Source organism: Longispora urticae (genome assembly GCF_053902585.1).
Window position 1 is genome coordinate 162,248 of sequence record NZ_JAQZSH010000035.1, and the last position, 14,666, is coordinate 176,913.

Consider the following 14,666-nt stretch of genomic DNA (forward strand, 5'->3'; position numbering starts at 1 on the left):
TCAGTCCTCGATCTCGGGGCCGGCCGGCAGGCCACGGAACTCCGTGCCCGTGACCGTGGCCACCCGCAGGTCCAGGGGGGTCGTGAACGTCGCCCGCTCGAAGTGCACGACCCCGGACCGGAACTCCGCACCGTGGAACCCCACCGCGCACCCGCCGCCGAACTTCGCCGCGTTGAAATTGACGTCCGCCCCACCGAACACCGCGCGGGCGAAGCTGACCGTGCCCCCACCGAACTCCGCCGTCATGAACGCCACCCGCCCCAACCCGAACACGGCCTCGTCCAGCACCACCTTTCCTCCGCTGAACACGGCCCCGGTGAAGTCCACGGTCGCCCCGAGGAAGCTGGTCCCCACGAACGACGTCCGGCCGGCCACGAACCGGGCGCCCCTCATGGTCAGCCGCCCGCCGGTCAGGGTCAGGTGGTGCAGCTCTCCGCCGTCGAACACGGCCTCGGTGAAGTCGAAGTCGTGGCCGTCCCAGGACACCGGCGCGCCCTCGCGGAGGTGCGCGCCGATCACCCGGATCACGGTCTGCCGGACCTGCCGTTCGCCGCGCGCCCAGTGCTGCTGCTTCACCCACGCCACCCGGTCCGCCGCCCCGTCCGGGTGGTCGTCGTCGAGGGCCGTGGCATAGGGCATCCGGACGTAGGCGCACAGGACGTCGATGCAGGTCTGCCGGCCGGTGGGCCAGTCGTCGGCGAGGCCGGCCATCGCGTACACGCCGGAGAGGCGGACGGCGGCCTTGTCCGAGCCCAGCTGCTCCGACGCGCCCGCGAACCTCTCGTTGAACAGCCGGATCCCGTCGCGGCCCGAGGCGAGCGCGTCCCGCTGGTCGGCGGCCTCGGCGACCCGCTGCTTCCGGTACGCCATCACGAGCGCCACGACCCCGCCCACGCCCGCCACCACCCCGAACACGAGTTTCAGCAGCTCGAAGATCGTCCCGGCGGTGACCTCGGGGTCCCGGCGCAGCGTCGGGTAGCCCGCGACCGCCCAGGAGGCAAGAGCGAGAACCCCGACGAGGAGTACGCCGATCGCGAGCCCCAGACCGACCGCCGCCCGGATGCCGGGCATCCGCAACTCGCCGGGCTCGACCGGCCGCACAGTTCTCATGCCACAGTCCTACCAGGACCACCGAGCACGGCGCACCCGGCGAGGGGCCGGGCTACTTGTCGAGCGGTTCGAGGCAGAGCGTGAAGTGGCTGTTGCGCCCGGAGGCCTCCGCCGCCGGGAAGTCCTTACAGGCCACCTCGGACGCGGTGCGCTGATCGACATCGCGACCCCGTCCCGCGAGGCCCGGCGGAACGTCATGGGGCCGGCCCGCTGGTGTGCGGGCCGGCCCTTGACGTGCGGGAGGGTTAGGCGAGCTTCTTCGCCAGGTTGGTGGCGAGCGCCTCCAGGAACTCGTCCGTGGTCAGCCACGGCGCGTCCTTCGAGATGAGCAGCGCCAGGTCCTTCGTCATCTGGCCGCCCTCGACGGTCTCGACGCAGACCTCCTCGAGCGTCTTCGCGAACTCGGTCACGGCCGGGGTGCCGTCGAGCTTGCCGCGGTGCGCCAGGCCCTGGGTCCAGGCGTAGATCGAGGCGATCGGGTTGGTCGAGGTCTTCTCGCCGCGCTGGTAGGCGCGGTAGTGCCGGGTGACGGTGCCGTGGGCGGCCTCGGCCTCGACGGTCTTGCCGTCGGGCGAGAGCAGGACGGAGGTCATCAGGCCGAGGGAGCCGAAGCCCTGGGCGACGGTGTCGGACTGGACGTCGCCGTCGTAGTTCTTGCAGGCCCAGACGTAGCCACCCTCCCACTTGAGGGCGGCGGCGACCATGTCGTCGATGAGGCGGTGCTCGTAGGTGATGCCGGCGGCGTCGAAGTCGGCCTTGAACTCGGCGTCGAAGATCTCCTGGAACAGGTCCTTGAAGCGGCCGTCGTAGGCCTTCAGGATCGTGTTCTTGGTGGAGAGGTAGACCGGGAAGTTGCGGTCCAGGCCGTAGCGGAACGAGGCGCGGGCGAAGTCGCGGATCGACTCGTCGTAGTTGTACATGCCCATGGCGATGCCGCCGGCGGGGAACTCGGTGACGACGTGCTCGACCGGGGCGGAACCGTCGGCCGGCGTGTAGGTCAGGGTGAGCGTGCCCGGGCCGGGGACCACGAAGTCGGTGGCCTTGTACTGGTCGCCGTGCGCGTGCCGGCCGATGACGATCGGCTTGGTCCAGCCGGGGACGAGGCGCGGCACGTTGCTCATGATGATGGGCTCGCGGAAGACGACGCCGCCGAGGATGTTGCGGATCGTCCCGTTCGGGGAGCGCCACATCTTCTTCAGGCCGAACTCCTCGACGCGGGCCTCGTCGGGGGTGATGGTGGCGCACTTGACGCCGACGCCGTGCCGGAGGATCGCGTTGGCGGCGTCGACCGTGACCTGGTCGTCGGTGGCGTCGCGGTGCTCGATGCCCAGGTCGTAGTACTCGAGGTCCACGTCGAGGTACGGCAGGATCAGGGTTTCCTTGATCTGCTTCCAGATGATGCGGGTCATCTCGTCGCCGTCGAGCTCGACGACCGGGTTCGTTACCTTGATCTTCGCCACGTCGGCGCACTCCTTCGATGAATGAGGCTTAACAGTACGAGCGTACTGCCCAGCCCCGGGCTCCGGCAGGCGGGGTGACCGACGGCACTCCGGTCACCCTCCGCCCAACCCGGCCACGGCGCCGCCTAGATCACCGTCGTCTCGTCCGGTACGAACAGCGGACCGTGTCCCGGGACCAGCCGCCCGGCGACCTTCAGTACCCGCTCCCGGTTCTCCCGGAGCAGGTCCCGGTCCGGCGCGACCGGGTCGTCGGCGGGCCCGTTCGGCCGCCACCACAGGTCGCCGACGAACGCGACCACCCCGTCGGGCGTCCCGACCAGCACCGTGATGTCCTCGGGGCTGTGCCCGGGGGTGGCGATCAGCTTGACGGACGGGGTCAGCTCGTAGCCCTCGGCGGGGCGGTCCTCCCACTGGTCGCCCTGGTAGATGGCGTGGTGGTCGTGCATCCGGGCATTGCCGAACAGGCCGGCGTTGATGGTGTTGTCGGGGTGGTGGTGGCTCAGGACGACGTCGGTGATGTCGCCCGGCGCGACGCCGAGGGCCGCCAGGGGGTCGAGGATCCGGGACTGGTGGGCGACCATGCCCGGGTCGATGATGATCCGACGGTCGCCGTCCGCCACGTAGGACACGGTGGCGGCCACTCCGGGGCCGGTCGACAGGGTGTAGCCGGTGGTCAGGATCTGGAAGAACGCGGTGGTGCCGCGCGGTGCGTCGGTCATACCCAAGATCTTTCCTTCTCCGGGTACGCCCAGCCAGTGGCACGATTGCCATTCATCGCGGTTATCATGCCAGGCATGCGCACCGTGGCCGCGTACGCTCCCGCCGGCACCATCTCCTTCGGCATCTCCCTGGTCGCGGAGGTGTTCCAGCCCCGGGCGGGCGTCCCCGACTTCGTGTTCGAGCTGTGCACCGACGTGCCCGGCCCGGTCGCCGTCGACCCGGGCCTGACACTGCTCGTCGAGCACGGGCTGGACCGGCTGGCCACCGCCGACCTGGTGCTGGCCCTGCCCGGCGTGGGCTACGACGCGTGGTCGGCCGCCTCCGTCGCCGCCTTCCGGGCCGCCGCCGACCGGGGCGCGCTGGTCGCCGGGCACTGCGTGGGGGCGTTCCTGCTGGCCACCGCCGGGCTGCTGGACGGCCGCCGGGCCACCACGCACTGGCGGTTCGCGGACCGCCTCGCCAGCCGCTTCCCGGAGGTCGAGGTGCGGGCCGACGAGTTGTACGTGGACGAGGGCCGGGTGCTGACCGGGGCCGGGGCCGCCGCCGGGCTGGACATGTGCCTGCACCTGATCCGGCGGGAGCACGGCGCGGCGGTGGCGACGGCGATCGCCCGGGAGCTCGTCGTGCCGCCGCACCGGGAGGGCGGGCAGGCGCAGTACGCGACGGCACCCATGCCGGTGTCCGGGGGCGACCGGCTGGCCGAGGTGCTGGACTGGGCGTGCGGGCAGCTGCACCGGCCGCTCGCCGTGGACGAGTTGGCGCGCCGCGCGCTGCTCAGCCGGCGGACGTTCATCCGGAGGTTCCGGGCCGCGACCGGGGTGTCGCCCGGGGCGTGGCTGATCGGTCAGCGGCTGCGGCGGGCCGAGGAGCTGCTGGAGACCACGGACCTGCCGTTGGACGAGGTGGCCCGCCAGGTGGGGTACGCGAGCGCTGCCGTGCTCCGGGAGCAGTTCGTGCGCCGCCGGGGCGTGCCCCCGAGCGAGTACCGGCGCACGTTCGGCACCCGCGACTAGCCGGGCATGGCGAGGGCCCGCAGCCACCGGCTACGGGCCCTCTCAGACTGGAACTACAGGGCGGCGACGTCCGCCTGCTTGGCGCGGACCGCCTCGGCGGCCTCCTTGAGCCCGGCGAGCTCGGTGTCCGTCAGCACGGTCTCGACGACCTTGCGGACCCCGTTCGCGCCCAGCTCGGCCTCGACGCCCAGGTAGACGCCCTCGATGCCGTACTCGCCGTCGACCCACGCGCAGACCGGCATGACCTCGCCGGAGTCCTCCGCGACGGCCTTGGCCATCCGGGCGGCGGCGGCGGACGGCGCGTAGTACGCCGAGCCGGTCTTGAGCAGGGCCACGACCTCGGCGCCGCCGTTGCGGGTGCGCACGACGAGCTCCTCGATCTTCTCGGCCGGGAGCAGGTCGGCGAGCGGCTTGCCGTTGACGGTGCAGCGCGACGGCACCGGCACCATCGTGTCGCCGTGCGAGCCCAGGGTGAGGGTCTTCACGGACGCGACCGGGACCGCGAGGGTCTCGGCGACGAAGTGGGTGAACCGGGCGGTGTCGAGCATGCCGGCCTGGCCGAGGACCCGGTTCTTCGGGAACTGGCTGGCGAGCTGCGTCAGCGCGGTCATCTCGTCGAGCGGGTTGGAGACGACGATGATGACGGCCTCGGGGGCGTGCTTGGCGACGTTCTCCGCCACGCTCCGGACGATCTTGGCGTTGACCTCGATCAGGTCCATCCGGCTCATGCCCGGCTTGCGGGGCAGGCCGGCGGTGATCACGACGACGTCGGAGCCCGCGATGGCCTCGTAGCCCGAGCCGTCGAGGCCGGTGGTCTGGCCGACGACCTTGGTCTCGAAGCCCTCGATCGACCGGGACTGGTTGAGGTCGAGGGCGAGACCCTCGGGCTTGCCCTCGACGATGTCCGTGAGGACGACGGTGTCGAAGATGTTGTACTCAGCGAGCCGCTGCGCGGTCGTGGATCCGTAGAAACCGGCGCCGACGACGGTGACCTTTTTTCCCATAGCATCGGACGTTATCAGCAGGTCCCGGCGACCGGTTCTCCCGTGCCCGTCCAGACGTACACGTCACTCACCCAGGTGCCGTCCGTGAGTTTGTCCCACAGCGTGCTGCGGTACCCGCCGCGGCCGGCGTGTTCGGTGCCGGTGGCCGAGCAGGCGATCGTGACGGTCTCCCCGTCGGCCACGGTGCCCACGACCGGCTGGGTGGTGCCCGGGCCGGCCCGGCGGTTGAGCGCCGTGCCGCCGTCGGTGTCGACGAGGCCCTGGTTGAGGGCGAGCGCGCCGAAGTTGTTCAGCCGGTTGCCGACGTTCGCCCTGGTGGAGCCGTGCATGGCGTACCCGTCGTAGTCGGAGCCCTGTGCCCTGATCACCCACTTGCCGAACACGTAGTGGTCGATGGGCGTGTAGGCACCGTCCCGGCGCAGGGAGAAGTGCACGTGCGCCCCGGACGAGGAGCCGCCGCAGGAGACGTCCATGCCGATGTCGCCCAGGTAGTCGCCCTCGGCCAGCTGGGACCCGTTGGCCGGGAGGTCGCCGGCGAGGTGGTAGTAGTCGGTGGCCAGGCCCCGGTCGTGCACGACCCGCAGCCAGCCGCGCTGGGAGTCGCACATCCGGTAGGCGAGCCCGCCGCCCGCGGCCAGCACCCGGCCGTCGCCGCCCGCGAGGTCGATCGAGCTGCGGGCACTCCCCGACATGGGGTGCGGCCCGCCGGTGTACGACCAGCTCTGGCCGACCGCGTAGGGCAGCCGGAGCGCGGTGCGGTAGTCGGAGCCGGACTTCGCCGGGAACCGCGCCGGCGGCGCTACGCCGGTCGGGGTGGGCCTGGCCTGCCCGAACACCCGGCGCTCGACGGCGCTGAGGATGGTCATGTCCCGGGCGAGGTCGGCGAATCCGGGGTCGCCCTCGAAGACGGTCCTCCCGTCCCGGAGCAGGAAGAGCCAGCCTTCCGGGTACCCGGTGCCGCCGGGCAGGACGGCCGACCCGAGCGCGCCGGTGCCGGCGGTGCCGCGCAGGACCGAGACCCGGATCTCCCGGTCGCTCTCCAGGGTGAGTTTCGCGCGCAGAGCGGCCGCGACGGTGTCTTCGAGTGGGTCGGCGGCCCGGGCCGGGGCAGCCGGCATGACCAGTAGCGTTAATACTGCAAAAAGCGCAATCTTCCGCATCGTCAGATCATGGACAAATACGGCGTGTTGGTGGGGGAATTGGATCGGCGTGTCGCGTTCGGTGATTGAAGTTGCTTGAACTTGTTGACTTGTGAGCTAGAACACGCTAGAAATCGACTAAGTTCATCAGGCTCGGACACAGGAGTCTCCATGCGTGGCCATCCCCCTCTGGTTCTCGCCGCCGCCCTCACCGGCGCGACGCTCTCGATTCCGTTACTCGCTGCCCCCGCCCAGGCCGGCACGCCCGTGACGATCCAGTCCCCCACTCTGTCCGTCCGGGTCGACAACGCCTTCCCTCGGGTGATCGACTACACGGACAAGGCGAGCGGCTTCCTCCTCAACGGCAACGAGGACACGCTCACCCAGATCACGGTCAACGGCACCGCGAAGACCCCGACCGTGACCGGCACCGTCGCCGCCGACCGGGTCGACTACTCCATGGACCTCGGCGCGGGCGTGGTGGTCGCGGCGCGGATCTCGGTGACCGGCTCCACGGTCGAGTTCCGGGTGACCGGGATCACCGACCCGAGCGCCACGATCAAGACGCTGGCGATCCCGAACCACAACCTGGTGTCGGTCCGCAGCGACCAGGCCGGCGCGGCCGTCACCGCCACCCGGATGTGCACCGCGACCCCGGCGTGGATCACGGCGAACACCGCCCCCGCCAACTGCAACAAGGCCACGACGAAGTCCGGTGACACGTTCACCGCGCTGACCAGCTCCACGGCGGCGGACTCCACCCCGCAGGGCCAGATGTACGCGATCGTCAACACCGGCCAGCTCGCCGCCTCGATCGCCACGAACTCCTACTACGACGAGCCGTCCGGGGCCACCTCCAACGAGAACGCCCGGGTCTACAAGCAGGTCGTGGACAAGGGAACCTACCGCCGCGCCGGCCTGTGGAGCGGCGACTGGCTGTACCGGCCGAAGGGCGCGCCCGCCACCGAGCCGCTGCCGTTCGCGAAGGTCGTCATCGCCCGGGACCGCAACGCCGACTCGACCGTGGACTGGCAGGACGGCGCGATCGCGTACCGCGACATCATGACCAACCCGCAGGGCTGGCAGGACACCCCCGACCGGGTCGTCCAGCGCATCCCGATGAACTTCGCCTCCCAGGCCACCCACCCGTTCCTGCAGACCCTGGACGAGACCAAGCGGGTGGCGCTGGCCACCGACGGGCTGGGCCAGTTCGTGCTGCTCAAGGGGTACGCGTCCGAGGGGCACGACTCCGCGCACCCCGACTACGGGCTGATCGGCGCGCGGCAGGGCGGCGCGGCCGACCTGAACACGCTGACCACGCTGGGTTCGGCGTACAACGCGGACTTCGGGGTGCACATCAACGCCCAGGAGGCGTACCCGGTCGCGCAGTCCTTCACCGACGCCATGGTCACCTCCGACTCGGGCACCAAGTCCGGCGGCTGGAACTGGCTCGACCAGTCCTACGTGATCAACCACCGCAACGACGCCAACACCGGCAACCGGGCCGCCCGGCTCCAGGAGCTCAAGACGGCCGCCCCGGACCTGAAGTTCATGTACGTCGACGTCTGGTACCGCGACGGCTGGGAGTCCCGCAAGCTCGCCCGGGAGATCAACGACCTCGGCTGGCAGGTGGCCACCGAGTTCCCGGACAAGTTCGAGGAGAACTCGCTGTGGAACCACTGGGCCAACGACGTCAACTACGGCGGCGGTGACCTCAAGGGCGTCAACTCCCAGGTCGCGCGGTTCATCCGCAACCACCAGCGCGACGACTGGCTGGCCCGCGACCCGATGCTGGGCGGCGCGGAGAACGAGGCGTACGAGGGCTGGCAGGGCAAGAACGACTTCACGGCGTTCATGAACACCACCTTCGGGACGAACCTGCCGACGAAGTACCTCCAGGGGTTCCAGGTCCAGAAGTGGGCCGCGAACCGGATCGACCTGACCTCCGGGGTCAACGTCACGCTGTCGGGGAGCACGCGCACGATCAGCAAGGACGGGCACCCGGTTCTCGTCGGCAAGAACTACCTGCTGCCGTGGGACCAGAGCACCGAGTCGAAGCTGTACCACTGGAACGACGCGGGCGGCTCCAGCACCTGGTCGCTGCCGACCTCGTGGGCGGGCAACTCGACCGTCAAGCTGTACAAGCTCACCGACACCGGGCGGCAGTTCGTCCAGGACCTCACCGTCACGTCCGGGCAGGTCAGCATCACCGCCACCGCCAGGACCGCCTACGTGGTGTACCCGACCAGCGCGCCCGTGCAGGGTGACGTGAAGTGGGGCGAGGCCCAGGCGCTCAAGGACCCGCGGTTCTACTCCGGCAACCTGTCCGCGTGGACGACCACCGGGGCCGCCTCCGTGGTGCGCAGCACCAAGGGCCAGAACGAGCTCGTGTTCGGCTCCGGAGTCTCCAGCGTCGCGCAGACCCTCACCGGGCTCGCGGCCGGCACCTACGCGGCCAGCGTCAACGTGAAGACCTCGGGCGGGCGGAAGGCCACCCTCGACGTCGGCGGGGTGTCCAACTACACCACCTCCTCGACGTTCACCAACAACATCGGAGCGGATGACAAGTACGGCACCACGGCGCAGAAGATGCAGGTCCTCTTCGACGTGGCCGCCGGCGGCACCCCGACCCTGACCCTGTCCGCGGCGGCCGGCACCTCTGCCGTGACCTTCGACGACGTGCGGATCTTCAGGACCGCCCGCACCGCGCAGGGCACGCACCACTTCGTCGAGGACTTCGAGAACACCAACGGCGGGTGGGGCCCGTTCGTCGGCGGACCCGGGCACGACAAGGACCCGCAGACCCACGTCGCCCAGAAGCACGCGCCGTACACCCAGGCCGGGTGGAACGGGAAGCTCGTGGACGACGTGCTCGGCGGCAACAACTCGCTGAAGACGCACGTGGAGTCCTCCGGGCTGCTGTACCGCACCCTGCCGCAGACGCTGCGGTTCACACCGGGGCGCAGGTACACCGTGAGCCTGAAGTTCGAGAACGGCTTCGCGGGCGACCACGCCTTCGTGGTCGGCGACGGGGCCACCACCCTGACGACGGACAACTTCGCCCAGGCCCGCACCGCCACCGCCTTCACCAAGACCTTCGACGCGTCGGCCACCGGCGAGACGTGGATCGGCGTGACCAAGGTGAGCGGCAACCAGGACCCCGACCACGACTTCATCCTCGACGACGTGGTGGTGGACGACATCGGCCCCGGCACGGGCGGCGGCTCCAACCGGGTCGACCAGTCGACCATGACCGTCACCTCGTGCGACAGCGCGGAGACCACCAACGAGCAGGCCCCCTGCTCCAACGTGCTCGACGGCAACTCCGGCACCATCTGGCACACCAAGTGGTCCGGCACCGCCGCGCCGATGCCGCACGAGATCGTCCTCGACCTCGGCAGCGCCAAGTCCGTCACGGACCTGTACTACCTCCCGAGGCAGTCCCAGGCCAACGGCCGGATCGCCAACTACGAGGTGTACGTCTCCACCGACGGCACCACCTGGGGCACGGCGGTGAAGACCGGCACGTTCGCCAACAACACCACCGAGCAGACGGCGAACTTCCCGGCCAAGACCGGCCGCTACGTCAGACTCCGGGCCCTGTCCGAGGTCGGCGGCAACGCCTGGACCGCCGTCGCCGAACTCAACATCGGCGTCGCGACCACCGCGCCGGCCCGGATCAACCAGGCCAGCATGTCCGTGCACTCCTACGACAGCCAGGAGACCTCGGGCGAGAACGGCGCGGCGACCAACGTGCTCGACGGGAACTCCGCGACGATCTGGCACACCCAGTGGTCGGGCGGCGCCCCGACCCCGCCGCACGAGATCGTGCTCAACCTGGGCGCCAACTACGCCGTGACCTGCCTGCACCAGCTGCCCCGGCAGACCAACGTCAACGGCAGAATCGCGGGCTACGAGGTGTACGTGTCCACCGACGGCGTGACCTGGGGGTCCGCGGTCGCCACCGGCACCTGGACGAACGTGGCCACCGAGCAGTCCGCGTGCTTCACGGCCAAGACCGGCCGGTACGTGAGGCTGCGGGCCACCAGTGAGGTGAACGGAGCTGCCTGGACGTCAGTGGCGGAACTGAACGTCACAGGAGTGCCGGCCTAGCCGGTAGGAAGAAGAACGGGCCCACCCTGGCGGGGGTGGGCCCGTTCTCGTATGCGGTCGAAGTCGGCGGTCGCTACGCCACCACGTGCTTCAACTCCGCGAAGTGACACGCACTCGGATGCGGATCCGGCGCACGGCCGATGAGCAGCGGCTCCTCCGAAGCGCAGATGTCCTGCGCCTTCCAGCACCGGGTCCGGAACCGGCACCCCGACGGCGGGTTGGCCGGCGACGGCACGTCACCCTCCAGCCGGATGATGTCCCGGTTGCGCCGCGCCGCCGGGTCCGCCACCGGCACCGCCGACAGCAGCGCCTGGGTGTACGGGTGCGTCGGGCGCTCGTAGATCTCGTCCTCGGTGCCGATCTCGACCATCTTGCCGAGGTACATGACCCCGACCCGGTCGGAGATGTGCCGGACCACGGACAGGTCGTGCGCGATGAAGATGTAGGACAGCCCCATCTCGCGCTGCAACTTGCCGAGCAGGTTGATCACCTGGGCCTGGATGGACACGTCCAGGGCCGACACCGGCTCGTCGCACACGATCACCTCGGGCCGCAGGGCCAGGGCCCGGGCGATCCCGATCCGCTGGCGCTGGCCGCCGGAGAACTGGTGCGGGTACCGGTTGATGTGCTCCGGGCTGAGCCCGACCAGTTCCAGCAGCTCCTTGACCCGGCGCTCCCGGTCGCCCTTCGGCGCCACCTCGGGGTGGATCTCGTACGGCTCCCCGATGATGTCGCCGACGGTCATCCGCGGGTTCAGCGAGGTGTACGGGTCCTGCATCACCATCTGGATGTTCCGCCGCACCTTGCGCAGCCGTTCACCCTTCAGGCCGAAGATCTTCTCGCCCTTGAAGGTGACGGTGCCCGCGGTCGGGTGCTCCAGCTGCATGATCAGCTTGGCGAGGGTCGACTTGCCGCAGCCGGACTCGCCGACGATGCCGAGCGTCTCGCCCTTGTTCAGCTCGAACGACACCCCGTCGACGGCCTTGACCGCCCCGACCTGGGTCTGGAACAGGATGCCCTGCTTGATCGGGAAGTGCTTCACCAGGTTGTCGACCTGGAGGATCGGCTCAGCCATGAAGGACCTCCTCGGCGAAGTGGCAGGCGCTCGTCCGGCCGTTGTCCAGGACCAGCAGCGGCGGGACGACGTCCCGGCAGACCTGCTGGACCATCGGGCAGCGCGGGTGGAAGGCGCAGCCCGTCGGCGGGCGCATCAGGTTCGGCGGCAGGCCCTTGATGGTGGCCAGTTCCTGGCCCTTGGAGTCCAGCCGGGGAATCGACTCCAACAGCCCCCGGGTGTACGGGTGCGCCGGCTTCGCGTAGATGTCGTGCACGTCGGCGTGCTCGACGATCCGGCCCGCGTACATGACGGCGATCCGGTCGGCCACGTCCGCGACGACACCCAGGTCGTGGGTGATCAGGATCAGGCCCATGTTCAGGTCACGGCGCAGCTCCGCGAGCAGGTCCATGATCTGGGCCTGCACGGTCACGTCGAGGGCCGTGGTCGGCTCGTCGGCGATCAGCACCTTCGGGTCCTGGGCCAGCGACATCGCGATCATGACCCGCTGGCGCATGCCGCCGGAGAACTCGTGCGGGTAGTTGTGCAGCCGCTCCTTGGCCGCCGGGATCTTGACGAGTTCCATCAGCTCGACGGCCCGCTTGTACGCGTCCTTCTTGCTGAGCCCGTCGTTCTTCCGGAGCGCCTCGGAGATCTGGAACCCGACCGTGAACACCGGGTTGAGGGCGGAGAGCGCGTCCTGGAAGACCATGGCGATCTCCTTGCCGCGCAGCTTGCGCCGCTCCTCCTCAGGGCTCGTGAGCAGGTTCCGGCCGTTGTACCGGATCTCGCCCTTCGTGATGAACCCGGGCGGCATGTCGAGGATGCCCATGATCGCCTGCGCGGTCACCGACTTGCCGGAGCCCGACTCACCGAGCACGGCGAGGGTCTCCCCCGCGTCCAGGTGGTACGAGACGCCGTTGATGACCCGCGCGACCCCGTCCCTGGTCCGGAACTCGATGTGCAGGTCGTCGACTTCGAGAAGATGGTTACTCATGGTCACCGGAGCCTCGGGTCGAAGGCCTCACGCACGGCGTCGCCGAGCATGATGAACGCCAGCACGGTCAGGGACAGGAACACCGACGGGGCGACGAGCGGAATCGCGCTCTCCCGGACCCGCTGGGTGGACTCGGAGATGTCCTTGCCCCAGGAGATGATCGGGTCCTTGAGACCGACGCCGAGGAAGGACAGCGTGGCCTCGGCGGTGATGAACGCGCCCAGGGCGATGGTCATCACCACGATCACGGGGGCCATGGCGTTCGGCAGGATGTGCTTGAGCATGATCCGGCCGTTGCTCGCGCCGAGCATCCGCGCCGCGTGCACGTAGTCCTGGTTCTTCGCCGAGATCACCGAGGACCGCACGATCCGGGCCGCCGTCGTCCAACCGAAGATGCTGAGTACGACGACGACGAGGAGCAGTTGCCCCCAGTACCCGTCCTCGGAGCTGGACCGGGCCTTCAGGGCCACGATCGCGGCGAGCAGCAGCGGGATGCCGAGCACGATGTCGATGATCCGGGCGAGGATCGCGTCGAGCAGGCCGCCGTAGAAGCCGGCGAGCATGCCGACCACGACCGCGATCAGCCCGGCGAGCAGCGCCGAGTAGAAACCGACCTGCATCGAGGTACTGGCGCCGTGCACCGTCCGGGCGTACACGTCGCAGCCCTGCAGGTTGTAGCCGAAGATCGCGTCGCCGCTCGGCCCCTGCATCGAGCGGGACAGCTCGCAGGAGTGCGGGTCGGCGGAGCTGAACAGGCCCGGGAACGCCGCCATCACGACCATGACCAGGATGACCAGGGACGAGATGATGAAGACCGGACTGCGCCGCAGGTCGCGCCAGGCGTCGCCCGCCAGGCTGCGGACCTTGCTCGTGTTGTCGGGCTGGTTCGGCGCGCCGGTGCTGCCGGCCGGGCCGGGTACGGCCGCGTGGTTCTCCGACGCGGCGATGGTTTCGAAATCACTCACCCGGCACCTCGCTACACTCGGTACCGCGTTCGCGGCACTCTGAGTCAATGATTCGTTCGCTTCGCTCACTCATGCCGGCCCCCTCTACGAGTAACGGATTCGCGGATCGAGGACGGCGTACAGGATGTCCACGAGCAGGTTGGCCAGCAGGTAGACGACGACCAGCACGCTGACGATCGTGACCACGACGGGGCCGTCGGACAGGTTGATGCCCTTGAAGAGCTGGAAGCCGACGCCCGGGATGTTGAAGATCCGCTCGGTGACGATCGCGCCGCCCATCAGGTTGCCGATCTCGACACCCAGGAAGGTCACGACGGGGATCAGCGAGTTGCGCAACACGTGTACCCCGATGATCCGGGTCTTCTTCAGGCCCTTGGCCTTGGCCGTGCGCACGTAGTCGGAGCGCAGGTTCTCCGCGACCGAGGTCCGGGTGAGCCGGACGGCGGTGGCCAGGGCGAGCGCGCCGAGCACGAAGCCGGGCACGATCAGGGTGGCGATGCCCTTGTCGGCGTCGTAGCCGGGCGTGAACCAGCCCCACTTGCCGCCCGGGAACGTGCTCAGCATCAGGCCGATCACGAAGCTCGGGATGCCGATCACGACCAGGGTCAGGAACAGCGTGACGTTGTCGAACACGCCGCCGCGCCGCATGCCGGCGATCACGCCGCCGACGACGCCGAGGATGACGACGAACACGAAGGCGATCGCGGCGAGCTGGATGGTGTAGCTCCAGGCCTCGCCGAGGATCTCGGCGATCGGGCGCTGGGACAGCGAGTCGCCGAGGTCGAAGGTCAGCAGACCCTTGATGTAGTACCAGTACCGGACCAGGAAGGGCTCATCCAGGTGGAAGTCCCGCGTGAGCTTGGCCTTCACCGCGTCGTTGAGCTCTTTGCCCTCGCCGGCCAGCGATGTCAGCGGGTCGCCGGTGGCGAACATCATCGAGTACACGATGAAGGTGGTGCAGAAGAACGCCAGCACCATCTGGAGCAGGCGTCGAACTATGTAACGGAGCATGGTTCCTCCGACGAGAGCCGGGTCCGGCCTGGGCAACGACAGACGACGCTGCCCGGCAGCGCGCGACGGGCGCGAGCTGA

11 protein-coding genes are annotated in these 14,666 nt (G+C 69.6%); 2 read left to right on the plus strand and 9 right to left on the minus strand.

Going from position 1 to position 14,666, the window contains the following annotated elements:
• From PT931_RS23280 to PT931_RS23290, 3 genes are all read right to left on the minus strand, one after another.
• A complete protein-coding gene (locus PT931_RS23280) occupies positions 1-1,110 on the minus strand; it encodes a hypothetical protein (protein WP_456247868.1) in 1,110 nt (369 codons plus the stop codon).
• A 245-nt stretch (positions 1,111-1,355) separates the two neighbouring features.
• Positions 1,356-2,570: an NADP-dependent isocitrate dehydrogenase gene (locus PT931_RS23285; RefSeq protein WP_363729328.1), complete on the minus strand. Its 1,215-nt coding sequence runs from the start codon at positions 2,568-2,570 to the stop codon at positions 1,356-1,358.
• A 125-nt stretch (positions 2,571-2,695) separates the two neighbouring features.
• Entirely contained in the window at positions 2,696-3,289 is a 594-nt protein-coding gene (locus PT931_RS23290; RefSeq protein ID WP_456247869.1) for an MBL fold metallo-hydrolase, read from the minus strand.
• A gap of 75 nt (positions 3,290-3,364) precedes the next feature.
• On the opposite strand from PT931_RS23290, the gene PT931_RS23295 reads away from it, so the two are divergent.
• Positions 3,365-4,303: a GlxA family transcriptional regulator gene (locus PT931_RS23295; RefSeq protein WP_456247870.1), complete on the plus strand. Its 939-nt coding sequence runs from the start codon at positions 3,365-3,367 to the stop codon at positions 4,301-4,303.
• Positions 4,304-4,356: 53 nt separating this feature from the next.
• On the opposite strand, the gene mdh is transcribed toward PT931_RS23295, so the two are convergent.
• Both mdh and PT931_RS23305 read right to left on the minus strand, forming a co-directional pair.
• Positions 4,357-5,307, minus strand: a complete 951-nt coding sequence (mdh, locus tag PT931_RS23300) for a malate dehydrogenase (RefSeq protein WP_456247871.1) — start codon at positions 5,305-5,307, stop codon at positions 4,357-4,359.
• 14 nt (positions 5,308-5,321) lie between these two features.
• Positions 5,322-6,467: a peptidase M23 gene (locus tag PT931_RS23305; protein WP_456247872.1), complete on the minus strand. Its 1,146-nt coding sequence runs from the start codon at positions 6,465-6,467 to the stop codon at positions 5,322-5,324.
• Positions 6,468-6,617: 150 nt separating this feature from the next.
• Between PT931_RS23305 and PT931_RS23310 the strand changes: the two genes are divergently transcribed.
• Positions 6,618-10,559, plus strand: a complete 3,942-nt coding sequence (locus PT931_RS23310) for an endo-alpha-N-acetylgalactosaminidase family protein (RefSeq protein WP_456247873.1) — start codon at positions 6,618-6,620, stop codon at positions 10,557-10,559.
• Between the two features lie 73 nt (positions 10,560-10,632).
• Here PT931_RS23310 and PT931_RS23315 read toward each other — a convergent pair whose 3' ends face one another.
• The 4 genes from PT931_RS23315 to PT931_RS23330 all read right to left on the minus strand — a co-directional run bounded on the left by PT931_RS23315 (position 10,633) and on the right by PT931_RS23330 (position 14,586).
• A complete protein-coding gene (locus PT931_RS23315; protein WP_456247874.1) occupies positions 10,633-11,634 on the minus strand; it encodes an ABC transporter ATP-binding protein in 1,002 nt (333 codons plus the stop codon).
• A complete protein-coding gene (locus tag PT931_RS23320; protein WP_456247875.1) occupies positions 11,627-12,610 on the minus strand; it encodes an ABC transporter ATP-binding protein in 984 nt (327 codons plus the stop codon). Before PT931_RS23320 ends, PT931_RS23315 begins: the two co-directional genes overlap by 8 nt.
• A 2-nt stretch (positions 12,611-12,612) precedes the next feature.
• Positions 12,613-13,575, minus strand: a complete 963-nt coding sequence (locus tag PT931_RS23325; protein ID WP_363729339.1) for an ABC transporter permease — start codon at positions 13,573-13,575, stop codon at positions 12,613-12,615.
• An 84-nt stretch (positions 13,576-13,659) separates the two neighbouring features.
• Positions 13,660-14,586, minus strand: a complete 927-nt coding sequence (locus tag PT931_RS23330) for an ABC transporter permease (protein ID WP_363729340.1) — start codon at positions 14,584-14,586, stop codon at positions 13,660-13,662.
• Between the last annotated feature and the right edge of the window lie 80 nt (positions 14,587-14,666).